Here is a 23,672-nt window from a genome sequence, read left to right on the forward strand (position 1 = left end):
CGCACCCAGACGGAGATCATCGAGCTCTCGCAGTCGGCGGCCAAGATCGGCGAAGTGGTGATCCTGATCACCAACATCGCCAGCCAGACCAATCTTCTGGCCTTGAACGCCACCATCGAGGCGGCCCGCGCCGGCGAGATGGGCAAGGGGTTCGCGGTGGTGGCCCAGGAAGTCAAGCAATTGGCCGCTCAAACCGCCAAGGCGACGGAAGAGATCGCCGGCAAGGTCGGTGAAATCCAGCAGGCGACCAACCGCTCGGTGGCCTCCATCGACCGGATCGTCAACACCATCGGCCAGATCCGCACCGCCTCCTCGGCCATTGCCGCCGCCATCGAGGAGCAGGGCGCCGCGACCCAGGAAATCGCCACCAATACGCAGCAGGCGGCGCGCGGCACCGAGACGGTGAACGACAACATCAACGGCGTTGGCCGCGCCGCCACCATGACCGGTGCGGCCTCCTCGCAGCTGATGACCTTGTCCGGTTCACTCACCGGCCAGGCGCAGCAGCTGAAGATGGAAGTGGAACGGGTGGTTGCCAATCTGCGCGCTGGCTGAATCCCCCCCGGCCGCTCGCAGACGAAGGGTCCCGCGCCAGGCGCGGGGCCCTTCTCGCGTTTTTCGCCCGGGGTAAGGCTCCGATCGCCCGCCGCCAGAGCTTGCTTACGCCGGAGCCGCGCAGCGTGATCCAGGCCGAGCGCTGACGCCGCCCGCCGAAGAGCCTCTAAAGCAGGCCCAGTGCGCGCAATTCCCGTTCCATATGCTCCGGCAGCGGGTCGCCCGAACGCCCACCCGCATTCAGATCAGACGGCACTTCGGCGGCTTTGAGGTAACGCCAGCCCTGGAACGGGCGCGACGGCCGGGGCACCACCTTCACCACCTGGGGATCCAGCACCAGATGGCAGCGGCGGATGCCATCCGCGTCGACAAACGGCCGCACCTCCAGCAGGGTCTGGCGGCATGCCACTTCGCCCTTGATGACCCAGTAGAGCGAACCGCCGGAGACCAATTCGTCGATCCGGGTGGGGACCATGCGTGTGGTGTGGAATTGCTCCACCGGCTGTCCGGCGGCGCGCCGCTGCGCCAGACGCTCGCCGATCCACTCTTCGAGATCGGCAACCGACGTGGCGCCCACACACAATTTCAGCAGATGAAGCGGCATCGGTGATCCTGCAACATATCCGGACGCGGTCAGACCGCGCATGCGCCGCGTACGTTGAGCGCATCACGCCCGCCATGAAACGCCCGCCATGACACGCCCGCAAAGGCACTTTTTTTCAAGAAACGCCCGAGCGGTGCTCCGGCAGAACACTGCGGCTATGAAGCAGGCACCGCGCGGCCCGGCAAGGTCCGGTCAGCGGGCGCGCTTGACCACCGGCCAGTCCACCTCGTCTTTCGCCACCACCCAGTCCTCGGCCAAGGCGGCGGCGTGCCAGCGCACGAAATCCGGCTGGGCGTAAATGGCGTCCACATAAGCGGCGCTGACGGGGTCCAGCGGCACCTGATAAGTGCGCAGCCGGGTCGCCACCGGCGCGAACATCGCGTCCGCTGCACTGAAGTCGCCGAACAGGAACGGTCCCGCCGCGCCGAAATGCGCGCGGGCATAGGTCCAAATGCTCTGGATCCGGGCCACATCCGCTTGCGCCCCGGGACTGATGGCGCGGGCCTCCGGCGGTCGGGCGAGGTTCATGGCCAGTTCCCCGCGCAAGGACGAGAAGCTGGAATGCATTTCCGTCGCCACCGAACGAGCCATGGCGCGGGCTCGGGGATCTTCCGGCCAGAACGCCAGATCGCGGTAGCGCTCGGCGGCATAGTCGATGATGGCGAGGGATTCCCACACGATCACATCGCCATCCACCAGCATCGGCACGCGACCGGGCGCGCCATGGGCGCGGAAGGGCGCCAGTGTGGTGATGAACTCCTCACAGTCCAAAGGCACCACTTGCTCTTCGAACGTCAGGCCCGCCGCCGAAAGCGCGAGCCAGGGTCGCAGAGACCAGGACGAATAGGTCTTGTTGCCGATGAAAAGCTTAAGCGCCAATCCCACCTCCCCTATGGCCCCGGCGGTCAATGCGGCGGGGCGGCGGGGCGGCGGCGGCGATTGTGCCTTTAACGTCAGCGCATCGCGATGAAATTCGGATCGAACCCACCGAAGACATAGACGATGGCGATGCCCAGGCCGAAGGCCGTCAAGGCGAGACGCGCGAAACACCAGCAGGACCGGTTGGTTGCGACACTCATGATGAGATGATGAACCCTGTTCAGACGATGGCGGCCGTGTTGCGGCGCCGAATGCAAACTGAGTTAAGAAAGTGTTGCATAAAGTGCAATGGACTCTTCGCCGCAGCCCACAGGCTTTCATGGCAGCCATGCGCCAGGCTTGCATCGCGGCGCGCCCAATGTCAGGAGGGCTTATGACCAGCGAGCGCGCACCCGACCAATCCCCCCTCCCCGCAGAAACCGACGTGGAGCAGGCCATTCTCGACATCGCCCGCCAGCGCGGCGACGGCAAGACCATCGACCCATCGGACCCGGCCCGTGCCCTCTCCACGGGCGACGGCTGGCAGCGGGTGCTGCCCCTGGTACGCCGGGTCGCGGTGCGCCTCGCGCAGGAGGGTCGCTTGATCATCTACCGGAAGGGCAAGCCCGTGGACCCGAGCGCCTTCCGCGGCGTCTATCGCCTCGGGCTGCCGCGGGACGAATAGTCCAGGCGACGCGCTAGGACGCCGCGCCCACCGGATTGGGCGCGGGGAACAAAGCGGGGATCCGGCCGGAGAGATAATAGGCCAGGAGGCCCAGCCACTCCTTGGCCACCAGGTCGGTTAAATCCAGCCCCTGCGCCACGCGGGTGAAGCCGCCATCGAGGGCGCGTGGGGAAACCGTGCGATAGTCCACCGGATAGGCCTCCACCGGGAAATCCGCACCGCGGAAACAGCCCACCGCGCGCGGCATGTGGAAGGCGGAGGTCACCAGCAGCCACCGGCTGCCCGGCGCCGGATCCACCAATTGCCGGGTGAAGGCGGCATTCTCGGCGGTGTTGCGGGAGCGCCGCTCGAAGATCATCCGCTGCATGTCGATGCCCAGGTCCACGAGGGTGAGGCGAACCGCGTCCGCCTCCACCGCTTCCCCCGGCTCCAAAGCGGCGCTGCCGCCGCTGAACACCAGCCTGGCCTCGGGATAGCGGCGGGCCAGCGCCGCGAAGGCGACCATGCGCTCCGCCGCGTCGTTCAGCGCCGGCACGCCCCGCGCCAGTGCCACATCCGGCACCTCGGCGCCCCCCAGCAGAATGATGCCAGCCACCGGCTTGCCGTCATCCTGGAACGGCGGAAACCGCTCCTCCAGCGGGGAGGCGAGATAATTGGCTGCCGGCGAAAAACCGAACACCAGCACGCCCAGCACCGACAGTCCGGTCAATGCGATGGCGGGGCGGCGCACGTCCGCAACCCGCAACAGCAATCCGACCACAATGCCGAACACCAGGAGGTTGGACGGGGCGGCCAGCAGCCACCCCACCTTCGAGACCGTAAAGAACGAATCCATGCCCCCTCCCGCAGCCCCTCGTCTTACCCCATTTGGGGGATCGCCCGAAGCCTGAGCGGGATCACGCGGTCTTGTCGAACAACTCCCGGCCGATCAACATCCGGCGGATCTCGCTGGTGCCGGCGCCGATCTCATAGAGCTTGGCGTCCCGCAGCAGCCGACCGGTGGGATAATCATTGATGTAGCCATTGCCGCCGAGGGTCTGGATCGCTTCCAGCGCCATCCAGGTGGCTTTCTCCGCCGCCAGCAGGATGGCGCCGGCCGCATCCTCGCGGGTGGTTGCGCCGCGGTCGCATGCCTTGGCGACCGCATAGACGTACGCGCGCACGGAATTCATCGCCACGTACATGTCCGCCAGCTTGCCCTGCATCAATTGGAACGTGCCGATGGCCTGGCCGAACTGCTTGCGCTCATGCACATAGGGCAGAACGATATCCATGCACGCCTGCATGATGCCAACGGGGCCGCCCGCCAGCACCGCGCGCTCATAATCGAGCCCGGACATGAGCACATTGACCCCACGGCCAACCGCGCCGAGGACATTTTCTTCCGGCACTTCGCAATCCTCGAACACCAGTTCACCGGTGTCGGAGCCACGCATGCCCAGCTTGTCCAGCTTCTGCGCCGTGGAGAAACCCTTGAACCCCTTCTCCACAAGGAAGGCGGTCATGCCGCGCGCGCCCGCAGCCGGATCGGTCTTGGCATAGACCACCAGGGTCTCGGCGATGGGGCCGTTGGTGATCCACATCTTGCTGCCATTGAGAATGTAGCGGTCGCCCTGCTTCTCGGCGCGGGTGCGCATGGACACCACGTCCGACCCGGCGCCGGGCTCGGACATGGCCAGCGCGCCCACATGCTCACCGGAGATCAGCTTGGGCAGGTATGCGCGCTTCTGCGCCTCGCTGCCATTGCGGCGGATCTGGTTGACGCACAGGTTCGAGTGCGCGCCATAGGACAAGCCCACCGAGGCGGAGGCGCGGCTGATCTCCTCCATGGCGATCACGTGCTCCAGATAGCCAAGGCCCGAGCCGCCATATTCTTCTTCCACCGTCAGCCCCAGCACGCCCAGTTCGCCCATCTTGGGCCACAGGTCGCGGGGGAATTGGTTGGAGCGGTCGATCTCCTCGGCACGGGGGGCGATGAGGTCCTGGGCAAACCCGCGCACCGTGTCGCGGAGCATGTCGGCGGTTTCGCCGAGATCGAAATCGAAACCCGTGTGCGTATTGGCGATCATTCCCGTCTTCTCCCGCGGCTGAGCCGCCTGTGCTGGTTTTCGTCGCGGGGCTTCTGTGTCCCCGACGGAGCGATGGTAGAGGGGACCGGTCCCCGTTGAAACCCGCCGTCTGTTGCAACGGCGATCCCGCTCACGTGGGATGGCGCGCGCCATCCCGTCCGGCGCCCCGCCGTGACGCGGATAGCAACGCGCGGTTCTGCTCCAGCAGCGCCACGGCCGCCGCAAGGGGAAGCGGAGGCGAGAACAGGAAACCCTGCGCCTGTTGCGCGCCGAACGCCCGCAGGAAGCGCAACTGCTCGCGCGTCTCCACCCCCTCGGCGGTCAGGGTGATGCCAAGGGAGCGTCCGAGCCGGACCACATATTCCACAATCGCCGCCGCATCCCGCTCCACGCCCAGATTGGCGATGAAGGACCGGTCGATCTTGATCTTGGTGATGGGGAAGCGGCGGACGTGAACCAGCGACGCATGCCCGGTACCGAAATCGTCCAGCGCCAGCCGCACGCCCTGGGCACGCAACCGAGTCAGCGCCTCGTTCACGGTGGAGCCGCTACCGATGATGGCGCTCTCGGTGATCTCCAGCTCCAGCCGGTTTGGATCAAATCCGGTCTCCTCCAGGGTGGCCAGCACCTTGTCGCTCATCTGCGGATTGCGCAGATTGACCGGTGACATATTGACCGCCACCGTTACATCGCCGAACGCACGGGCCTGAAGGCAGGCGTTGCGGAGCACCCAATTGTCGATGCGGGTGATGAGTTGGGTGCCCTCCGCGATCGGCAGGAAATCGGCCGGCATCAGGCGCCCCCGGCGGGGATGATCCCAGCGCAGCAGCGCCTCAAAGCCGACGATGCGCTCGCTTTCCACTTCCACTTGAGGTTGGAAGACCAGGGCGAACTGATCCGTGGCGATGGCCTCGGCCAGTTCCATCTCGATATTTCGACGTTGGCGCACCTCGCGCTCGAGAAACGGCTCGAACCGCACCGAACCGCCCCGCCCGTCCGACTTCGCCCGATACAAGGCGATGTCCGCGAGCCGCATCAGCTCCGCTCCGGTGCCCGCGTCGATGGGGGCCACCGCGGACCCGATGGATGCCCCCACAAGGAGGTCGGCGCCGTCAACAGCGATGGGCTGACGCACGCAGTTCAACAGCGCATCCAGCAGGCCCGGCAGCCGCTCAAGTCCGTTCGGGGTGGCCATGAGAACGAACTCGTCGCCCCCGAAACGCGCCACGAGCCCGTCGCTCCCCAGACATGCGCGCAAGCGCTGCGCCACCTCGCACAACAGCACGTCTCCGGCGGCGTGGCCGAGGGTGTCGTTGATATCCTTGAAACCATCGAGGTCGACGTACATCAGGGCGAGGGTTTCCCCATCGCGGAGCCCAGCGACCGTCCGCTCCAGCGCCGCAATGAAGTGGCCGCGATTGGCGAGGCCGGTGAGCGCGTCGTGGGACGCCTGCACCAACGCGCGCGCCTCGCTTGCACCCAGGGCCGTCGCCGTCCGGCGCGCCTGGACCAGAAAGGCCGCACACATCAAGAACAGGATCGAGGACAGCACGGCAACCGGCGGCGCAATGCGCGCCAGGAGGGTTCGCACGGGACGTTCGGTCGTCCAGGTGAGCATGATCGGATGACCGTCGGCCAGATCATCCATGGGAAGGCCATTGTGGCCCCCCTCCACATTGCCTTCGGAGACCTTGCCCTCCACCAGCTTGAAGGCGCCGGACCGGAACGCCGCTCCCAGGCCGTTGAACAGGTTGTCGTCCAGCAGGTCCACCGTCACCGCAAACAGCCCACCCTCCTCTGGCGCGGCGTCGGCTTGGGGCTTGGGGGACAGCTTCTGCACCGCAGCCACCCCCGTGAGCGCCCCGTGCGCCAGGAGTCCGGTCTCCGCTTGCTTGCTTGACGTGGCTTGTCGGGCCAGTTCCGCCAGTGCAGGGCGGACCTTCTCCACCTCCTCCGGCGTGAGCATCCGGCCCAGGCTGGCCCCGTGGAGCACGCGCCCACCGCTGTCCACGAGGAAGCTTTGCTCGAACCCGTAATTGTCGTTCAGCGGCTGGCCGAAGGTGTGCAGAAACCAGCGGGCGTTCAACCCGGTCAGATCGGTGGTCGCCTCAGCCCCTCCCGCCGCAGTCTTCAGCGCTTGAAGCATATGGGTGGCATGGGCGCGCAGAAAGGCGCGGACCATTTCGCGTTCACGGTTTGCGCTCACGTCATCCGCGCGCAGCGCCGCAGCGATCAGAAATACCAGCAGCCCCGCCGCCACAACAACGATCGCAGCCAAGGCAGCGAGGGTGGTTCGGCTCCAGCGAGGGTTCAAGACGGTTGAAATGGTGATCTCCGTTGAAACCGGAGGAGGCCCAGTCCATGGGGCATTCTTGCGAGCAGCACCGTTTTACGGAGTTTGACCCACATCCTGCAAGGTGCGCTCACCGATCACCTTTGCATGAATTATCCCATGCGAGATCTCGCGGGATCATCCGGCAAACCAAAGCGAGGCCAAGCCGAGGAATGCGAAGAAGCCCACGGTATCCGTCACCGTCGTCACGAACACGCCGGAGGCCACAGCCGGATCGAGCTTCAGGCGGTTGATGACGATGGGAATGACGATACCAAACAGACCGGCGGCAAACATGTTGATGATCAGCGCCGTGGCGATCACGCCGCCCAACTGCCAGTTGGCAAACCAGGCCGCGGCGATCGACCCCAGCAGAATTGCCAGAATGCAGCCATTGACCAGTCCCACCAACACCTCTCGCAACACCACGCGACGGGCGTTGTGACTGCCCAGGTCCTTGGTGGCGAGGGCGCGCACCGCCACCGTCATGGTCTGGTTGCCCGCATTGCCGCCCATGGAGGCGACGATGGGCATGAGCACGGCCAGCGCCACCATCTTTTCGATGGAGTCGGAGAACAGCGAGATGATCGAGGCGGCAAAAAAGGCGGTCAGCAAGTTCACCAGCAGCCAGGGCAAACGCCCCTTGGCGGTATAGGCCACCGTATCGGACAATTCCTCGTCGCTGCCGACGCCGGCCATGGCGCGCAGGTCTTCGTCCGCCTCTTCCTGGATCACGTCCACGATGTCGTCGACGGTGATGACCCCCACCAGACGGCCGGCATCGTCCACCACCGGTGCCGATACCAGATTGTAGTGCTCGAACATGTGCGCGACGTCTTCCTGGTCGGCACTGGCCTTCACCACATGGGCGCGCTCGCTTTTCACCGCGGTGACCAGCACCGCGCGCTTGGTCCGCAGCAGGCGGTCCAGGGGCAAGGCGCCCATGAGGTGGTAGGCGGGGTCCACCACGAAGATTTCGTAGAAGGTCTCCGGCAGATCCTCGGTCTCGCGCATGTAGTCGATGGCACGGCCGACGGTCCAGAACGGCGGGACGGCGATGAATTCCGTCTGCATGCGCCGCCCGGCGCTCTCCTCGGGATAGTCGAGCGAGCGCTGCAGCGCGACGCGCTCAGGGGCGGGAATGAAGGCCAGGATCGCGGCCTTGTCGTCCTCATCCAGATCTTCGAGGATGTAGACCGCATCGTCAGAATCCAGATCGCGGATGCCGTCCGCCACCGTGCGCGGCGGCAGGTGGCGCAGGATCTGCACGCGCACCGTCTCGTCCAGCTCGGTCAGCGCGGTAAAATCGAAGTCCTTGCCCAGCAATTCGATAAGGCGGGAGCGTTGCTCCGGCCCCAGCGCTTCGATCAGGTCGCCGACGTCCGCCTCATGGAGGTCGCGGACCTTGGCGCGCAGCGCTTCTTGGTCCGATTCCGCAATGGCGGCCTCAATGGCGTCGACAAAGGCAGAGGAGAGATGCCCGTCATCGTCGCGAACCGGCAACGCAGGAGCCTCCGCAAGGGCGAGATCGGCGTCGTCGCGCATAGCTCGTCTCCTTGGGGCACATTGATCGCACGCTTGGGGCGTTCTAGGTGGGAGCACCCGGGAACGCAAACCCCCATGGCAGCGAATTCGGGCCGGAGACTTCTCATGCGGTGGCGCGTCACCGGCGCGGTTTGCGCCTTGCTGGTATCCCTTTCCCTGCCGGCGGCTGCGCGCGCCGCCGCTTGTGCCGGCCGTCCGGATGCGCTTGGAACGACACGGGTGTTGGAAGTCCCGCCCGGCGTCCGGGTGGGCACAAAATCCTTCCCCGAGACTTTGCCCCTCAACCCCGGCGAAGTGGTGCTGACCTTTGACGATGGCCCCTGGCCCCACACCACCGCCGCCATCCTGGACGCGCTCAAGGCCGAATGTGTGCGGGCCACCTTCTTTCTGATCGGCGAGAATGCGAAAGCCCGGCCTGAACTGGTGCGTCGGGAGATCGCAGAAGGCCATACGGTGGCCCATCACAGCATGACCCATCCCGATGTGACCCTGGCACGCCTGCCCGAGGCGGCAGCGCAGGCGGAGATCACCCGAGGCATGGCGGCGGATGATCTCGCCGCCTATGGCGCGGCGGGCGCGGTGCCACGGGTGCCGTTTTTCCGCTTTCCCGGCTTTGCAGCGACACCGGAGCTGCTGACGTATTTGACGCAGCGTGGCATTTCGGTCTTTGGCGCGGACTTATGGGCCAGCGACTGGAACAAAATGACACCGGAACAGCAGCTTGCGCTGGTGCTGCAACGCCTGGACGCCGCTGGTAGTGGTATTATATTATTCCACGATACCAAGAGCCAGACTGCGGCCATGATTCCGGCGTTCTTGCGGACCTTAGCTGCGAAGGGCTATCGGGTAGTCCACATCATCCCCGCGCGCGCCTCGTCAGCGGTGCGTTAGTTGTCGGCGAGTTCGCGCTGGCCGCGGAACCGGAGTCGGGTGGGCGAAAGGCCTGCCTGAGGGCATTCGCTCCGTGGGGAGCGTTACGCAGGTATCGGCTTATGCGGTCCATCATCGTGGCGAGCGCCCTGGCGGCACTGGCAGGCACGGCAGTTGTCGGCGGCGCGCAGGCGCAGGTCTCTCCAGCATTGTCGGCTCCGCCATCCACCGCCCAGACGTCGGCGCAAACTCCGGTGGCGCAGCCCGCTGTCGCGCCACCGCTTCAGGCCGCCTCGGCCTCCGCCGGCCTCCACGCGCCGCAGCAACTGCCGTCCCCATCGGCCTGCCCAGGAAATCCCGATGCGCTGGGCGTCTCGCGCACCATCGCCATTGACCCCAAGACCAGCCCGCTCCTCGGCCGCCTCCAGTACAAGCAGACCTTGCCGCTGGAGAAAGGCGAAGTGGTGCTCACCTTCGACGACGGACCGCTGCCGCCCATGACCAACCGGGTGCTGGATGCATTGGCCCATGAATGCGTAAAGGCCACCTTCTTCATCGTCGGCCGGATGGCGGGCGCCTATCCCCACGTGCTGCAGAAAGTGTCCGAGGCGGGCCACACAATCGGGACCCACAGCCAGACCCACCCGCTGATCTTCCCCAAGCTCACCCAGCAGGCGGGTCTGCAAGAGATCGAGCAGGGGTTTGCCTCGGTGAAGGCTGCCCTGGCCCCCATTGGGGCGACCCCAAACCCCTGGTTCCGCTTTCCCGGTCTCGGGCGGACCAAATTCTATGAAGCCTATACCCAGGAGCACGGCATCGCGGTCTTCAGCGTGGATGCGGTCGCCGACGACTGGATGCACCTGAAGCCGGACGAAGTGGAAAAGCGCGCGCTGGACCGCCTCACCGCCAGCGGCGGCGGCATTCTGCTGCTGCACGACATCCAGCCCTCCACCGCGGTGATGCTGCCCAGCCTGCTGCGGGAATTGAAGGCGCGCGGCTTCAAGATCGTCCATGTGGTCAATGCCACCCCCGGGGTCATGGCCAGCACGCCCACGGGCGGACCGCGCGGAACCCCGGTGGCCTCAGCGCCGCCCGCTGCGGCTGCCCCGGGTGCCACAGCCGCCGCCGCAAAGCCCGCCGCCAATCCGGCAGCGGCAAAGCCGGCGACGCCCAAGCCGGTCGCAGCGAAGCCGGCAGCCGCCGATGCGGTGGCCTCCGCGCCCTTGCCGGCGGCCGCCCCTGCCCCGGCCGCCGAGGCCGGCACGCGCACCGTGAGCGAGCCGCAGGAAAATCCCTTCACGCAGTTCTGGCCGCGCTTGTGGACCGACTCGCTGCCCAAGGGTCTGCAATAGCGCCTGCGCGCACGTGGTCGGGAGACCAAAGCAGTTCGAGAATGGCCTGCGGCCATGACATGCGTGGCGCGGTGACCGATGCCCCTTCGGAGGGCTGACGCACTGCGCCGGCGACGTTCCTGCAAACGTCCTCCCCTGAGGGCCTGAAAGCGCTGCTGGTGTCAGCGGGCGGCACAAACGACATCCGGCAGGATGGCGCAAAGATAGTGCGGGCTGTGCATCACAGGCAACTGTCGCAGCCAAATCGCGATCTGGGGCATCGGCCTGGAATTCCTGAACCTGTGGGCACACAACGGCAGCCGCCTGAAGAAGGATCGCACCGTCCGCCTCCTCGACAGCAGCCCGGCCAAACAGAAGCGGCGCGTGGACGGTACCCCCGTGGAGGCCCCATCGGCCGGCCGCGACGGCGAGGCGCTGATCTGCTGCAGCTACCAGTCGACCGCATCCATCCTCAGCGGGGCCGATGCGCTCGGATGGAAGCGGGAGAACATTTTCGTCTTGCAGTGACGCGTTGGGCGGAAGACCAGCCTTTCATCGCGCGGCCATCACTGACTTTCGCTGCCGGAACGGCGGCGAAAGCAGACCGGAGGCCGAGAGGCGTAGTGCGGAGGGATGACGCATTCGCCCCTGCGTCGCCAGCCGCGCCCGATGCCTTCGCCAAACGCCGCACACGCATAAGTCCGATGGTCCCGCCTGAAGTGGACCTTCAGCCGCCGCAAGAAAAAAGCCCGCCGGATCTCTCCGTCGGGCTTTTTTCTTCAATCCAATCTGGTGCGGTCGAAAGGACTCGAACCTTCACTGGTCTCCCAACTACCACCTCAAGGTAGCGCGTCTACCAATTCCGCCACGACCGCAGTCAGAGAGGGATACCGGCGCGGTGGATCCGAGGTGGATCGTCTTGCGCCGGGGTGCATCGTCTAGCAAATCGAATCCGGCCCCACAAGGCCTCACAGTCGGCTCAGCGAAGTTCTATATGTGCCTGTGGATGGCGAGTCCTCCGAACCGAGACCGATGAAGCCCGATATGAACGTCCACCCCCGTCCCCGCTCCACCCTCACCACCGCATTCCTGCCAAGGGATCCGCAGGCGCCCCCGGTGGAGTGGCGAGTCAGCGACGCCCCTGTGGCCTATCCCGAGGCCGTGGCCGCCATGGAGGCGCGGGTCGCCGCCATTGCCGCTGGCACCGCCTCTGAGCAGATCTGGCTGGTGGAACATCCCCCGCTCTACACCTCCGGCACCAGCGCCCGCGCCGATGACCTCATCGATGCCCGCTTCCCGGTGTTCGAGACCGGCCGTGGCGGCCAGTACACCTATCATGGCCCCGGCCAGCGGGTGGCCTATGCCATGCTGGACCTCAAGCGCCGCGATCCCGACCTGCGCCGCTACGTGGGCGCGCTGGAGGCCTGGCTGATCGGCACCTTGTCGGCCTTCAACGTCATCGGCGAGCGCCGGGAGGACCGGGTGGGCGTATGGGTGCCCCGCGCCGGTGGCGAGGACAAGATCGGCGCCATCGGCATCCGCGTGCGGCAATGGGTGAGCTTCCACGGCATCTCGCTGAATGTGGATCCCGAGTTGTCGCATTTCGACGGCATCGTCCCCTGCGGCGTGCGTGAACACGGCGTCACCAGCCTCGCCAACCTCGGCCGGCTGGTATCGATGGCCGAAGTGGACACGGTGCTGCGCGTGGCCTTCGAGGAGATTTTCGGACCCACCGTGGCGGTATAGCCCGCCGGACTAGCGGCAAGGTGCCGGGCCGTGCCACCCTCGGTGAAAGGCAAAAACAGGGAGGCGCCCATGGCTGATCTTGCGGATCTCTTTCCCGGCTTTGAATCCCATTATGTGGATACCGCAGCCGGGCGCATCTTCGCCCGTACCGGCGGCAGCGGGCCGCCCCTGCTGCTGTTGCACGGCTATCCCCAGACCGGCGTCATGTGGCACAAGATGGCGCCGGAACTGGCCAAGACCCACACGCTCGTCATCCCCGACTTGCCCGGCTATGGCTGGAGCGCCGCGCCGGAGCCCGGAGCGCACCACGACCCTTACTCCAAGCGGGCCATGGGCGAGGCCATGGTGCGAGTGATGGAGCATCTGGGCCACGCCCATTTCGCCGTGGCCGCCCATGATCGCGGCGCCCGGGTCGGCTATCGCATCGGCCTCGACCATCCGGGCCGGCTCGACAAATTGGCGGTGTTCGACATCCTGCCCACCAGCGCCATGTGGCACCACATGGACCGCGCGCGGGCCATGACCGCCTATCATTGGATGTTCCTGGCCCAGCCGCATCCCTTTCCGGAAACGGTGATCGGCAAGGACCCGCGCTATTATTTCGATTGGACCCTGGCCAGCTGGACCGCGGCCAAGGATCTGTCGGCCTTCGACCCGCGGGCCCTGGCCCACTATCGCGCCTCCTGCGAGGTTCCAGAGCGCATTCGCGCCATGTGCGAGGATTACCGCGCCGGCGCCACCATCGATCTGATGCATGACGAGGCGGATCTCGCCGCCGGTCGCACCATTGATTGCCCGGTGCTGGCGGTCTGGGGCACCAAATGGATTCCCGGGCGCGGCGCCAGTCCGCTGGAGGCGTGGCGCGCTTTCGCCCCGGATGTATCCGGGGCGCCGGTGGAGGCCGGCCATTTCGTCTGCGAGGAGGCCCCCGGGGAAGTGCTCGCGGCACTTGTGCCGTTCCTGGCCCGATAGGGCGTCGAGGTGCCGGCCCGTAGAGGCCGGCGCCTCACGTCAGCAGGGTGACCAGCCAGTCGGGGTGCAGCGTCCAACCGGCAAAGCCCGCCAGGCCCATCACGAGGCCGAAGCCGCCGAAGCCCCAGGACACGAACATCAAGATCCACATGCCGGTTAGAGCCGCCACCGCGGCCAGAGACAGCGAGATGGCCAAAGCCGCATCGGCCAGATCAAACTGGTCATCGTGGATGTTCAGCCCGTCATAGACGGCCTCGAAGCCCTTGGCCCTGGTGGACAGGGCATCCGAGCGCGCCTGGTAACGCTGCTTCTCCGCCTCGATGGCCGCCAGCTTCGTCACCACCTCGGCAGACAGGTTGGGGCCGGAGGTGATGCGGATGATCTCGGAGGTCTGCTCCATCATGTGGAGCTTGAGCCGGGCGGCCTGATACTCGTTCCAGCTGTCCACCATGTCGGTCTTGGCCGCCTGCATGGCCTGGACGATGTTGTCGTCCTTGATCTTGGCCACCGCCATGAACACCGACAGCATGACCACCGTCATGGCCACAGCCCGGTTGAGCCGCTTGGCCGCGCCTTCGGTGCTGATTTCCAGTTCCATGCCGCTCCCCCGCGATTCGCCGACGGTGTTACCGCCGCCGCCACATAGGACAGCGTCCCGGCGAAATGAAACGCTGACGAAGCGGAAGGCGAAACAGAGGGACTCGGTTTCGGTTGCAGGAGACCGGGTTCTAGCGGCGTTCCTGGAAGAAACTGCGCAGGACTTCCGCCGCCTGCCGTTCGGCAATGCCGCCATAGACCTCAGGCGCATGATGGCAGGTGGGCTGCGAGAAGAACCGTCCGCCGCTCTCCACCGCCCCGCCCTTGGGATCGGACGCGCCATAATAGAGCCGGCGAATGCGGGCGAAGGAAATCGCCCCGGCGCACATGGCGCAGGGCTCCAGCGTCACATAGAGATCGCACGACAACAGCCGCTCGGCCCCCATGGCGGCGGCACCGGCGCGCAGCACCAGCATCTCGGCATGGGCGGTGGGATCGGACAGTTCACGGGTGCGATTGCCGTCGCGCACCACCATCTGATTGCCCCGCACCAGGACGGCCCCGACCGGCACTTCGCCCCGCCCAGCGGCGGCGCGGGCCTCGGCGAGCGCCATTTGCATGAAAGTCTCGCTCACCGAAGGCCCCGTGATCTCGTCTCGCTGCACATATCGTGCTATCGCCCTTGCATGCCTCGAACATCGCCTCCCCGCAAGGACAAGAACCGCGTGCCGCGCGTCAAGCGCGCACTCCCTGAAGCTGCACCCAAGGAGGCAGAGCGCATCGCCAAGGTGATCGCCCGCGCCGGCCTCGGCTCGCGCCGTGAGATCGAAGACTGGGTCACCGATGGCCGCGTGTCCGTCAACGGCATCGTCCTCACCTCGCCCGCCTTCACCGTGACCCCCGAAGACCAGATCGTGGTGGACGGCGAACCGCTGCCCGAGCGCGAGCGCACGCGGCTGTTCCTCTACCATAAGCCTCCGGGCGTGGTGACCACCAACCGCGACCCCGAAGGCCGCACCACCCTGTTCGAGTTGCTACCCACCAGCCTGCCGCGGCTCGTCAGCGTCGGTCGCCTCGATCTGACCTCCGAAGGCCTGCTGCTGCTGACCAATGACGGTGGCCTCGCCCGCGTCCTGGAACTGCCGGACACCGGCTGGCTGCGCCGCTACCGCGTGCGCGCCAAGGGGCTGGTCAATCAGGTCCAATTGGATGGCCTCATCCGCGGCATCACCGTGGAAGGCATCGAATATGGCCCGGTGGAAGCGGTGCTGGATCGCGTCCAGGGATCCAATTGCTGGATCACCGTCTCCCTGCGCGAAGGCAAGAATCGCGAAGTGCGCAACGTGCTCGGCGCCCTTGGCCTGACCGTGAACCGCCTGATCCGCGTCTCCTACGGCCCGTTCCAATTGGGCGACGTGCCTGAAGGCGGGATCGAGGAAGTCCGCACCCGCATTCTGCGGGACCAGCTGGGCGATGAAATCGCCGCCGCCGCCGGCGCCGACTTCGACGGCCCGCTGTTCGAGCGCGAGCCGGAAGAAGCGCCCCGGCCTGCCCCGCGCGCTGCTGCCTCCGACGAAGGCCGCGCGGTCCGCCGTCCCGGCGCCCGCGCCGAAGACGGCGCACGGGGCGTCCGTCGCCCCTCCATGCGCGAAGAAGATCCCGAGCGCGCTGTCGCCGCCTCGCCCCGCTCCCGCCGTCAGGCGGATACCCGCGAAGTGGTCAAGGCCGGCACTGTGGCCGACCGTCGTGGCCGTGAAATCAAGGTGGAACGCAAAATTACCCCTCCAGGCGAAGAACGCGGCCCGCGCCGCCCCCGCTCCGACACCCCCGAAGGCGAGCGGGGCTTTGACGCCCGCCGCGGCGCCGGCTTCGATGGCCCGGCCCGTGGTCGCGACGTTCGCGGCGACGGCCCCAAGCGCTCCTTCCGCAGCGAAGGGGCCGGCGACCGCCCCCGCAGTGGTCCCGGCGGCGGACGCTTCTCCCGCGATGACGCCCCGCGCGGCAATCGCGAGGATCGCCCCCGCACCGGCCGGACCGAGGGCGATGATCGGCCCAAGCGGCCCTTCCGCGCGGATAGCGCCGGCGAGCGCCCGCGCAGCGGCCCCGGCGGCCCGCGCTTCTCTCGCGATGACGCCCCGCGCGGCGCCCGGCCCGATGCCCCCCGCCGGGGTCCGCCCCGGGAGGGCGGCCCCGAGCACCGCGCCCGCGGCCTGCCCGAAGGCGTGGATCGCTCCGACAACAGCCCCTGGCGCGATGACGCCCAGAGCCGCCCCGCCCGCCCGCGCCCGCCGCGGGAAGAAGGTGAGCGTCCGCGCGGCGATCGTCCGGCCCGGTTCGAAAAACCCGCTGGCGCCCGCCCCGCTCGGGCGCCCGGTGGTGCCGGCGGTTTCCGCAGTGATCGCCCCGACCGTGGTGATCGCCCCGAACGCAGCGAGCGCACCGAGCGCACACCCCGGCCCGCCGGGGCCAAGCCCATGGGCCGCAGCGGCCCGCGCGGCGGCAAGGACGTCGGCTTCGGCGGCGGTGAGCGCTCCGAGCGTCCCCGCAGCACGGGCGGAAAGCCCGGCGGCTTCAAGTCGGGCGGCTCGCGCGATGGCGGCCCCTCCAAGGGTGGCGGCTTCAAGAGCGGCCCGCCCCGCGGCAAGGGCGGCGGCAAGCCGTCCGGACCGCGCACCCGCGGCTGATCCGTGCGGATCGTCGGCGGACAGCATCGCGGGCGCTCGATTCAGGCGCCCGCGTCCAAGGCGACGCGGCCCACATCGGACCGGCTGCGCGAGGCGGTGTTCAATGTCCTCGCCCACGCCTATGGCGATGCGGCTGACGGGGCTCGGGTGCTGGACCTGTTCGCAGGCACCGGTGCCCTCGGGCTGGAAGCGCTATCGCGCGGCGCGACATTCGCCCTGTTCGTGGAGGATGCGGCGGACGCCCGAGGCCTCATCCGAACCAATGTGGAGGCGCTCGGCCTGACCGGCGTCACCAAGATCTTCCGCCGCGATGCCACCAAGCTGGGCGATATGGGGCCCGGTCAGCCCTATAGGCTGGTGTTCTGCGATCCGCCCTATGGCCACGGGCTGGCGGAAGCGGCACTGGTCTCAGCTCGCGCCGGTGGCTGGCTGTCACCCGACGCATTGCTGGTGGTGGAGGAGAAGGCCGGCGCCTTCGCGCCGCCCGCTGGTTTCCGGGAAATCGAGCGCCGGCGCTATGACGAGAGCGAAGTGACCTTCCTCGACCTCGAGTGACAGGCCATAAGCCCGTCAGCGCCGGGCGAACAGTTTCTCCACGTCCTTCAGCGACAAGGTGACGAACGTCGGTCGCCCGTGGTTGCACTCGCCGGAATTGGGGGTGGCCTCCATCTCGCGCAGCAAGGCGTTCATCTCTTCCACCCGCAGCCGCCGCCCGGCGCGCACGGAGCCGTGGCAGGCCATGGTGGCGGCCACATGCAGCAGCCGCCGCTCCAGCGGCAGCGCGTCGTCCCATTCGACCGCATGCTCGGCCAGATCGCGCACCATGCGGGTGACGTCGGCGGTGGCCAGCAAGGCGGGAACTTCGCGCACCAGCACTGCGCCGATACCGAAGGATTCGAGGACCAACCCCAGCCCGGTGAGATCCTCCGCCCGCTCCACCAGGCGATCGGCTTCGGCGGGGTCGAGATCTACCACCACCGGCACCAGCAAGCCCTGCCGCGCCACGCCGTCGCGCTCCAGCGCGCCTTTGAGCTTTTCATAGACCAAGCGCTCATGGGCCGCGTGCTGATCCACCAGCACCACCCCCTCGCGGGTCTGGGCGACGATATAGGTCTCGTGCAATTGCGCCCGTGCCGCACCGAGCGGCTTGTCCAGGTCCGTGGCCTCGGGCACGGCGCGGTCGGCGCGGGCATCAACGGACGGCGCGCCGGTGTCGAATACCCCTTGCCCGCCGGCGGAAAACCCCAGGTCCGCCATCCCGAACACCGCCTCCGGCGCCGGGTCAGCGCTCTGGGGCCGCGCGGGGGAGGCGCGCCAGTCGTAGCCGCCGCGCAAGGCCGGATCCGGCGCATAGCTGCGCGCCGACCATCCCACTGCGGGTGTCGCTGCGGTTGCGCGCATCTCCAGTTCCGGTGCCCGTGCCAGGGAGACCAGACGGTCCGCCATGGTGCCGGCCGTGCGCGGCAGCCGCGCGGCCAGAGCGTCGGTGAGGGTGCGAATCAGCAGCGCCCGCACATTGCCGCCGTCGCGAAACCGCACCTCGGTCTTGGCGGGATGGACATTCACGTCCACCTCGCGCGGATCCAGGGTGAGAAACAGCGCCAGCACCGGATAGCGATCGGAGGGAAGAAGATCGGAATAGGCCGCACGCAGAGCGCCCATGAGCAATTTGTCGCGCACCGGGCGGCCGTTGACGAACAGGAATTGCGACAGCGAATTGGCCTTGGAGAAGGTGGGCAGGCCCGCCAATCCGCTCAGGCGTACGCCCCCACGCTCGCCCTCCACCGCCAGCACATTGCGCCCCGCTTCCGCGCCCAGAACCTCGGCAACGCGGGCGAGGCGTCCCTCTTCATTGTCCTCCCGCGCCGCCCAGGTCAGCGGACCGCGCTCCTCGGCCACTACGGTGAAGGCCACGTCGGGCCGTGCGAGCGCAAGGCGGCGCACCACATCCACCGCCGCGGCGGTTTCCGCGCGGTCGGACTTCAGGAACTTCAGCCGTGCGGGGGTGGCAAAGAACAGGTCGCGGACTTCCACCCGCGTTCCGCCGCTGAGCGGCGTCGGCCGGGGCGGCTCCAGCACGCCCCCTTCCACACGTATCTCGAACGCATGCGGCGCCCCGTTGGGTCGGGAGGCGATGGACAGGCGGGCCACCGACCCGATGGACGGCAGCGCCTCGCCGCGAAAGCCGAGGGTCGAGATCGCCAGGAGATCTTCGGTGGGCAATTTCGAGGTGGCGTGCCGCTCCACCGCCAGCGACAGTTCGTCGGGGCTCATGCCGCCGCCATTGTCGGTGACACGGATCAGCCGCCGACCGCCGCCGTCCACCACGATTTCCACTGCAGTGGCGCCCGCATCGAGGGCGTTTTCCAGCACTTCCTTCACCACCGCAGCGGGCCGCTCCACCACCTCGCCGGCGGCGATGCGGTCGATGAGGATAGGCGGCAGGCGACGGATGGGCATGAGGGCGATTCGCTTCCGAAACAGCGCGATCTTAACCACCACCGCTGACGGCAACTACAACTCAGACGAGCAATTTTCGCGCCAGCCTCAGTTTACGGGTCACGCATCATTGGCGGGGTGGGCTCCAGCAGCCTGCCTCAGATGGACAAGGTCGGGTTCGGGCCTGGGCGCGCGTTCGGTTCGCCGTCGGGCTGGCCGGCAAGCAGGTCGCGCAACGCGGTCGTCATGAGGGCGCCGGTGTAGGGCTTGGGCACACGCAGATGATCGCTGTGCCGAGGCGGAAACTGCGAGTCGCCCAAGTGACCGCTGCAGAAGATCATGGGCACACCGCGCGCGGCCAAGACGTCGGCGGCGGGGAACACCAGATCGCCGCGCAGATTCACGTCGAGAATGGCCGCGTCGATCGCCTCGCATTCGGCCGCATGGATCGCGGAGCGCAGACTGGAAACCGGCCCCACCACCACACAGCCCAGCGACATCAGAGAGTCCTGAAGGCTAAGCGCCACCAGGAACTCATCTTCCACGATCAGTATCCGCTTGCCGGAAATATCCATGATCTGAAACCCTTCACCGCCCACCTGCCCGGACAGCCAACGGGGAATGCGGCGCCAGGGTTCCCAGAACGCAAAAGGCCGCCTGCCGAATCGGCAAGCGGCCTTTTGGACAGCTTCATGTGCGCAGCGCAGCCTGGGCCACGGCGAACCGACCATCAGTCCTTGGCGCGTTCCACGTAGGAGGCGTCGGCGGTCATGATGACCACGCGGGTGCCGGTTGCCACATGCGGGGGAACCATGGTGCGCACACCGTTGGACAGCATCGCCGGCTTATAGGAGGACGACGCGGTCTGGCCCTTCACGGTGGGCTCGGTATCGACGATTTCCAGCGTCACGCGCTGTGGCAGATCGATGGCGATGGGGTTGGCGCCATGCATCGAGACGATGCACTCCATGCCTTCCTGAAGATAGACCGCCATGTCGCCAAGGATCTCCTTGGACACGGTCACCTGATCGTAATTCTCCGGATTCATGAAGGTGAATCCGCTGCTGTCCTCATAGAGGAAGGTATGGGTGCGGTCTTCCACATAGGCGCGCTCCACCTGCTCGGTGGTGCGATAGCGCTCGGACACCTTCACGCCGTCGGAGATGCGGCGCATATCCAGCTGGGTGACCGGGGTGCCCTTGCCGGGGTGGATGTTCTCGGCACTGAGAACCACGTAGAGCTTGTCGTCCACATCCACGACATTGCCCTTGCGCAGAGAGCTGGCGATGACCTTGACCACGGTTTCTCTTCCTCAGACAGATTTTGGCGGCGAGCCGCAATATTTCATCGGGCCGCAACATAGCGATCTTCGCGATTTCCGCCAGTCCGGGGGCGGTGTTTTGTCGGCAAGGTCCATCCATCGGGCTGCCACGCTGTGAACGGTTCACGCCCTGCGGCCGCAATTTCCCCCTGGTGGCAGCCGGACATCCATGCGGACCGCCGGCCGTTTCTCCTCGGTCGGGCGCGCATCACGGCGGCGATCCGCGCCCATTTCGCGGCCCAGGACTTCCTGGAGGTTGAGACCCCCGTTCTTCAGCGCTCCCCCGGAAATGAGGCGCACCTGCACGCCTTTGCCACCACGCGCCTTGCCCCCGATGCCGCCAGCGACACGCTCTATCTGCGCACCTCGCCCGAGTTTGCCTGCAAGAAGCTGCTGGCCGCCGGCGAGACGCGGATCTTCGAATTGGCCAAGGTGTTCCGCAATCGCGAACGCGGTCCCAGCCATCACCCTGAGTTCACCATGCTGGAATGGTATCGCGCCCATGCGCCCTATGAGGCGCTTATGGCCGATTGCGCGGACCTGCTGGCCTTGGCCGCCCGCGCCGGCGGCGTGTCGATGTTCCAGTTTCGCGGCGTCTCCTGCGATCCATTCCAGGCGCCGGAACGGCTGACGCTGGTGGACGCCTTCGCGCGCTACGCCGGCTTTTCCCTGGAGCCCCATCTCAGCCCGGCCGGTCTGGAACCGGAGGTGGCTCCATTCGCGCACGCCGCGGCGCAAGCTGGCATCCGGGTGGCGGTGGACGACACCTGGGCGGATGTGTTCTCGCGGGTTCTGGTGGAGCGGATCGAGCCGCATCTGGGCCATGGGCGCCCCACCCTCCTGTGCGAATATCCCAGCAGCGAAGCCGCACTCGCCCGCCCCAAGCCGGGGGATCCGCGCGTGGCGGAGCGGTTCGAGCTTTATGCCTGCGGATTGGAGCTGGCCAACGCCTTCGGCGAACTCACCGATGCGGAGGAACAGCGCCGACGGTTCGAGGTGGAAATGGACGAGAAGGCACGGCTTTATGGCGAGCGCTATCCGCTGGACGAGGATTTCCTCTCGGCCCTCGGCCAGATGCCGCCGGCCAGCGGGGCGGCGCTGGGCCTTGATCGCCTGGTGATGCTCGCCACCGGCGCGCGCCGGATCGAGGATGTCCTCTGGGCGCCCGTGGCCTAGCGGGATGGGGCAGTCGCCGGCGGACGTCCCGCCGGCGATACGATCATTGCGATGCAGGCGTCGCCGCCGCGGACTTGCCCTGGGACGTCGACGTGAGTTGGCGCATGCGCTCCGCCCCGCTGATCTGCATCCCGTCCACGGAGATGGTCTCGGGCAGCACCCCGCCGTTGGCGGCCGCGTCCCGCGCCACGGCCTCGCGCATTTTCGAGCCCATGCCGATGATCTGGGCGAACTTGCCGTGGTTCATGCCATCCATGGCCTTCACGTTGGTCAGGTCAATGACCACGGCTCCCAGTTCCACCAGTTCCGCATCGTTGGAATAGGCGCCAAGCCGCGTCTTGCCTCCGGCGATCAGGTCGGAGAAACCGAGAGCCTTGTCGTCGCGCGACACGATGACGATGAACGGTTTCGCCGGCTTGCCGAAGCGCTTGAGCTGCGACTTGAACACATCCACGTCGATGTCGGGGGCTGCCAGAATCACATTGCCGATGCGGTTCGGCGGAATGCCGCGGCCGGCGATCTTCATCTGCCGCAGCGCCTCCACCGTGACCCAGTTGCCCATGGAGTGGGCGAGGATGGTGATCTCCTCCGCATTGCTGGCTGAAGCCAGCATCAGCGTCTGTTCCAGGCTGTCGCGGGCGGCGGTGGCGCTGTTGTTGTCATAGACATAGTCTTCCGTCTTCCCGCGTGAGGCCCAGGAAAACAGGATCGGCACGCCCTTGATCTCCGAATCGTCGGCGATCTGGGTGAGGCGGTAGAGCGCCTCGGAGAACATGGTGTTGTAGCCGTGGACGAAGATCAGGACCTTGCGCTGGCCCACCGGCAGCTTGACCAATTGGGCATTGAGATCGCCGAGGAACTGCTTCTCATTGTCCTGATAGATGGCTTCCTGGACCACGAAGTCCGTGGCCGGATTGCCGGCGCCCTGCTTGGGCCATTCGATGGCGCCTTGTACGTGCGAGGGCGGGACGCTGATCTTCACTGTCGCAAAATCGATGCCCGAGCTGCGCTCGCCGCTGAAAAAGGTGCCTGGCCTGCTGTCCCGTGCCCGGGTGGTCGCCACCAGCACCACGTGCTGCCGCGCTCCGACCGCCTCCGCCTGCAACGGCACCAGCACATCCGGGCCCGGCCGATCCGCACAGCCCGAGACGAATAGCAAGGTCCCAAACAGGGCGGCGCGGGCCAAGCGCGAGATGGCGGGCACGCAATTCATGGACAGGCCTTCGCGCCCACTTCGTCCGGGCGCACGGTCCGGGCGGTTAAAAAGGGACCAGACTACCAACACACCAATGCCCTCGGACCGACAGATGACCAGGCTGTCTTAACACCGCCGCCCCTTCTGAACGGTAAAATCTTTGACCGGGTTTCTGCGCCGGCGGGGCGGCGGACGCATGGAACATATTGCGATGCATCAAAGCGTTGCAGCAAGAAAGAGGATGAATGGTCTGGTTTGAATTTGGAGACATTGCCATGTCGCTCGGCCTATCCACCTCCACCCCGACGGCCGACGGTCGCGGCCTCTCGCTTCGCACTTTGATCGGCCCGGTGACGCTGCCGGATCGCTTTGCGTTGACCGACGGCATGAACATCGTCCGCATGCTGGCCGGGCTGCTCTATGCGCCGCATGTGATCCAGAAGCTGACCGGGATCGATGGCTCGCTGGCCTTCTTCACCAAGGCCGGCCTCGTCCCCGCCCCGCTGTTCCTCGGGTTGGCGCTGGTGTTTGAGTCGCTTTCGCTGGTGGGCCTGACGCTGGGCCTGTTCACCCGCTGGATTGCCTTGGCCTCGGCCGGCTGCATGGTGGTGGCGGCCTATGCCATCATCGCCACGAAGGGGCTGCACTGGTACTGGGCGCAGGGCGGCATCGAATACCTGCTGTTCTGGGGCGTGGTCTCCCTGGCGATCGCGGTGGACGCATGGCGCAAGGAGCAGGCGCTGGCCCGCTGAA

The 23,672-nt window shown here is 67.0% G+C and carries 24 protein-coding genes and 1 tRNA gene; 11 read left to right on the plus strand and 14 right to left on the minus strand.

Annotated features, from left to right (window positions below):
* On the plus strand, positions 1–555 hold a 555-nt coding region (locus AAG816_RS05525), incomplete at its 5' end, for a methyl-accepting chemotaxis protein (RefSeq protein WP_341988543.1).
* Positions 556–721: 166 nt separating this feature from the next.
* On the opposite strand, the gene AAG816_RS05530 is transcribed toward AAG816_RS05525, so the two are convergent.
* The 3 genes from AAG816_RS05530 to AAG816_RS05540 all read right to left on the minus strand — a co-directional run bounded on the left by AAG816_RS05530 (position 722) and on the right by AAG816_RS05540 (position 2,238).
* Positions 722–1,159, minus strand: a complete 438-nt coding sequence (locus tag AAG816_RS05530) for a DUF1489 domain-containing protein (protein ID WP_341988544.1) — start codon at positions 1,157–1,159, stop codon at positions 722–724.
* Between the two features lie 192 nt (positions 1,160–1,351).
* Positions 1,352–2,038, minus strand: a complete 687-nt coding sequence (locus AAG816_RS05535; RefSeq protein ID WP_341988545.1) for a glutathione S-transferase family protein — start codon at positions 2,036–2,038, stop codon at positions 1,352–1,354.
* Positions 2,039–2,112: 74 nt separating this feature from the next.
* Entirely contained in the window at positions 2,113–2,238 is a 126-nt protein-coding gene (locus AAG816_RS05540; RefSeq protein ID WP_341988546.1) for a hypothetical protein, read from the minus strand.
* Positions 2,239–2,411: 173 nt separating this feature from the next.
* Here AAG816_RS05540 and AAG816_RS05545 point away from each other — a divergent pair, with 173 nt between their 5' ends.
* Positions 2,412–2,702, plus strand: a complete 291-nt coding sequence (locus AAG816_RS05545) for a DUF3253 domain-containing protein (protein ID WP_341988547.1) — start codon at positions 2,412–2,414, stop codon at positions 2,700–2,702.
* A gap of 13 nt (positions 2,703–2,715) precedes the next feature.
* On the opposite strand, the gene AAG816_RS05550 is transcribed toward AAG816_RS05545, so the two are convergent.
* The 4 genes from AAG816_RS05550 to mgtE form a co-directional block, all read right to left on the minus strand.
* Positions 2,716–3,537, minus strand: coding sequence for a YdcF family protein (locus tag AAG816_RS05550; protein WP_341988548.1), 822 nt, complete (start codon positions 3,535–3,537; stop codon positions 2,716–2,718).
* A 61-nt stretch (positions 3,538–3,598) separates the two neighbouring features.
* On the minus strand, positions 3,599–4,771 hold the full coding sequence (locus tag AAG816_RS05555; RefSeq protein ID WP_341988549.1) for an isovaleryl-CoA dehydrogenase: 1,173 nt from the start codon (positions 4,769–4,771) through the stop codon (positions 3,599–3,601).
* Positions 4,772–4,901: 130 nt separating this feature from the next.
* Positions 4,902–7,049, minus strand: a complete 2,148-nt coding sequence (locus AAG816_RS05560) for an EAL domain-containing protein (protein WP_341988550.1) — start codon at positions 7,047–7,049, stop codon at positions 4,902–4,904.
* A 192-nt stretch (positions 7,050–7,241) separates the two neighbouring features.
* On the minus strand, positions 7,242–8,648 hold the full coding sequence (gene mgtE, locus AAG816_RS05565) for a magnesium transporter (RefSeq protein ID WP_341988551.1): 1,407 nt from the start codon (positions 8,646–8,648) through the stop codon (positions 7,242–7,244).
* Between the two features lie 105 nt (positions 8,649–8,753).
* On the opposite strand from mgtE, the gene AAG816_RS05570 reads away from it, so the two are divergent.
* From AAG816_RS05570 to AAG816_RS05580, 3 genes are all read left to right on the plus strand, one after another.
* Positions 8,754–9,539, plus strand: coding sequence for a polysaccharide deacetylase family protein (locus AAG816_RS05570; RefSeq protein ID WP_341988686.1), 786 nt, complete (start codon positions 8,754–8,756; stop codon positions 9,537–9,539).
* A 101-nt stretch (positions 9,540–9,640) separates the two neighbouring features.
* Entirely contained in the window at positions 9,641–10,870 is a 1,230-nt protein-coding gene (locus AAG816_RS05575) for a polysaccharide deacetylase family protein (RefSeq protein ID WP_341988552.1), read from the plus strand.
* A gap of 363 nt (positions 10,871–11,233) precedes the next feature.
* A complete protein-coding gene (locus AAG816_RS05580; protein WP_341988553.1) occupies positions 11,234–11,377 on the plus strand; it encodes a hypothetical protein in 144 nt (47 codons plus the stop codon).
* A 262-nt stretch (positions 11,378–11,639) separates the two neighbouring features.
* Here AAG816_RS05580 and AAG816_RS05585 read toward each other — a convergent pair.
* Positions 11,640–11,724 (minus strand) — tRNA-Leu (locus AAG816_RS05585).
* Between the two features lie 169 nt (positions 11,725–11,893).
* Between AAG816_RS05585 and lipB the strand changes: the two genes are divergently transcribed.
* Positions 11,894–12,595: a lipoyl(octanoyl) transferase LipB gene (lipB, locus tag AAG816_RS05590; protein WP_341988554.1), complete on the plus strand. Its 702-nt coding sequence runs from the start codon at positions 11,894–11,896 to the stop codon at positions 12,593–12,595.
* A 69-nt stretch (positions 12,596–12,664) separates the two neighbouring features.
* The gene (locus AAG816_RS05595) at positions 12,665–13,567 is read left to right on the plus strand and encodes an alpha/beta hydrolase (protein ID WP_341988555.1); all 903 of its coding nucleotides are present in this window, start codon (positions 12,665–12,667) and stop codon (positions 13,565–13,567) included.
* 34 nt (positions 13,568–13,601) lie between these two features.
* On the opposite strand, the gene AAG816_RS05600 is transcribed toward AAG816_RS05595, so the two are convergent.
* Both AAG816_RS05600 and AAG816_RS05605 read right to left on the minus strand, forming a co-directional pair.
* Entirely contained in the window at positions 13,602–14,165 is a 564-nt protein-coding gene (locus AAG816_RS05600) for a DUF4337 domain-containing protein (protein ID WP_341988556.1), read from the minus strand.
* 130 nt (positions 14,166–14,295) lie between these two features.
* Positions 14,296–14,724 (minus strand): nucleoside deaminase, encoded by a 429-nt coding sequence (locus AAG816_RS05605; RefSeq protein ID WP_341988557.1) that lies wholly within the window; start codon positions 14,722–14,724, stop codon positions 14,296–14,298.
* Positions 14,725–14,829: 105 nt separating this feature from the next.
* Here AAG816_RS05605 and AAG816_RS05610 point away from each other — a divergent pair, with 105 nt between their 5' ends.
* Together AAG816_RS05610 and rsmD are read left to right on the plus strand one after the other, a co-directional pair.
* Positions 14,830–16,788 (plus strand): pseudouridine synthase, encoded by a 1,959-nt coding sequence (locus tag AAG816_RS05610; protein ID WP_341988558.1) that lies wholly within the window; start codon positions 14,830–14,832, stop codon positions 16,786–16,788.
* A 3-nt stretch (positions 16,789–16,791) separates the two neighbouring features.
* Positions 16,792–17,343 (plus strand): 16S rRNA (guanine(966)-N(2))-methyltransferase RsmD, encoded by a 552-nt coding sequence (gene rsmD, locus AAG816_RS05615; protein WP_341988559.1) that lies wholly within the window; start codon positions 16,792–16,794, stop codon positions 17,341–17,343.
* A 15-nt stretch (positions 17,344–17,358) separates the two neighbouring features.
* On the opposite strand, the gene mutL is transcribed toward rsmD, so the two are convergent.
* The 3 genes from mutL to efp form a co-directional block, all read right to left on the minus strand.
* Positions 17,359–19,248, minus strand: a complete 1,890-nt coding sequence (gene mutL / locus AAG816_RS05620; RefSeq protein ID WP_341988560.1) for a DNA mismatch repair endonuclease MutL — start codon at positions 19,246–19,248, stop codon at positions 17,359–17,361.
* Positions 19,249–19,385: 137 nt separating this feature from the next.
* Positions 19,386–19,802: a response regulator gene (locus tag AAG816_RS05625; RefSeq protein ID WP_341988561.1), complete on the minus strand. Its 417-nt coding sequence runs from the start codon at positions 19,800–19,802 to the stop codon at positions 19,386–19,388.
* 155 nt (positions 19,803–19,957) lie between these two features.
* On the minus strand, positions 19,958–20,527 hold the full coding sequence (efp, locus tag AAG816_RS05630; RefSeq protein WP_341988563.1) for an elongation factor P: 570 nt from the start codon (positions 20,525–20,527) through the stop codon (positions 19,958–19,960).
* Between the two features lie 135 nt (positions 20,528–20,662).
* Here efp and epmA point away from each other — a divergent pair, with 135 nt between their 5' ends.
* Positions 20,663–21,724, plus strand: coding sequence for an EF-P lysine aminoacylase EpmA (gene epmA, locus AAG816_RS05635; protein ID WP_341988564.1), 1,062 nt, complete (start codon positions 20,663–20,665; stop codon positions 21,722–21,724).
* Positions 21,725–21,767: 43 nt separating this feature from the next.
* Here the strand turns inward: epmA and AAG816_RS05640 are convergent, their stop codons facing one another.
* Entirely contained in the window at positions 21,768–22,937 is a 1,170-nt protein-coding gene (locus AAG816_RS05640) for an alpha/beta hydrolase (protein WP_341988565.1), read from the minus strand.
* A gap of 257 nt (positions 22,938–23,194) precedes the next feature.
* Between AAG816_RS05640 and AAG816_RS05645 the strand changes: the two genes are divergently transcribed.
* Positions 23,195–23,671 (plus strand): DoxX family protein, encoded by a 477-nt coding sequence (locus AAG816_RS05645; protein ID WP_341988566.1) that lies wholly within the window; start codon positions 23,195–23,197, stop codon positions 23,669–23,671.
* Position 23,672: the final 1 nt, after the last annotated feature.

The organism is Azorhizobium sp. AG788, from assembly GCF_943371865.1.
GTDB lineage: Bacteria > Pseudomonadota > Alphaproteobacteria > Rhizobiales > Xanthobacteraceae > Azorhizobium.

Coding starts and splice junctions, on each gene's coding strand:
- AAG816_RS05575 (WP_341988552.1), top strand. CDS start 9,641: ATGCGGTCCATCATCGTGGCGAGCGCCCTGGCGGCACTGGCAGGCACG.
- AAG816_RS05545 (WP_341988547.1), top strand. CDS start 2,412: ATGACCAGCGAGCGCGCACCCGACCAATCCCCCCTCCCCGCAGAAACC.
- lipB (WP_341988554.1), top strand. CDS start 11,894: ATGAACGTCCACCCCCGTCCCCGCTCCACCCTCACCACCGCATTCCTG.
- AAG816_RS05550 (WP_341988548.1), bottom strand. CDS start 3,537: ATGGATTCGTTCTTTACGGTCTCGAAGGTGGGGTGGCTGCTGGCCGCC.
- AAG816_RS05645 (WP_341988566.1), top strand. CDS start 23,195: ATGTCGCTCGGCCTATCCACCTCCACCCCGACGGCCGACGGTCGCGGC.
- mgtE (WP_341988551.1), bottom strand. CDS start 8,648: ATGCGCGACGACGCCGATCTCGCCCTTGCGGAGGCTCCTGCGTTGCCG.
- AAG816_RS05555 (WP_341988549.1), bottom strand. CDS start 4,771: ATGATCGCCAATACGCACACGGGTTTCGATTTCGATCTCGGCGAAACC.
- AAG816_RS05625 (WP_341988561.1), bottom strand. CDS start 19,802: ATGGATATTTCCGGCAAGCGGATACTGATCGTGGAAGATGAGTTCCTG.
- mutL (WP_341988560.1), bottom strand. CDS start 19,248: ATGCCCATCCGTCGCCTGCCGCCTATCCTCATCGACCGCATCGCCGCC.
- AAG816_RS05530 (WP_341988544.1), bottom strand. CDS start 1,159: ATGCCGCTTCATCTGCTGAAATTGTGTGTGGGCGCCACGTCGGTTGCC.
- AAG816_RS05595 (WP_341988555.1), top strand. CDS start 12,665: ATGGCTGATCTTGCGGATCTCTTTCCCGGCTTTGAATCCCATTATGTG.
- AAG816_RS05570 (WP_341988686.1), top strand. CDS start 8,754: ATGCGGTGGCGCGTCACCGGCGCGGTTTGCGCCTTGCTGGTATCCCTT.
- AAG816_RS05605 (WP_341988557.1), bottom strand. CDS start 14,724: ATGCAAATGGCGCTCGCCGAGGCCCGCGCCGCCGCTGGGCGGGGCGAA.
- AAG816_RS05640 (WP_341988565.1), bottom strand. CDS start 22,937: ATGAATTGCGTGCCCGCCATCTCGCGCTTGGCCCGCGCCGCCCTGTTT.
- AAG816_RS05540 (WP_341988546.1), bottom strand. CDS start 2,238: ATGAGTGTCGCAACCAACCGGTCCTGCTGGTGTTTCGCGCGTCTCGCC.
- AAG816_RS05600 (WP_341988556.1), bottom strand. CDS start 14,165: ATGGAACTGGAAATCAGCACCGAAGGCGCGGCCAAGCGGCTCAACCGG.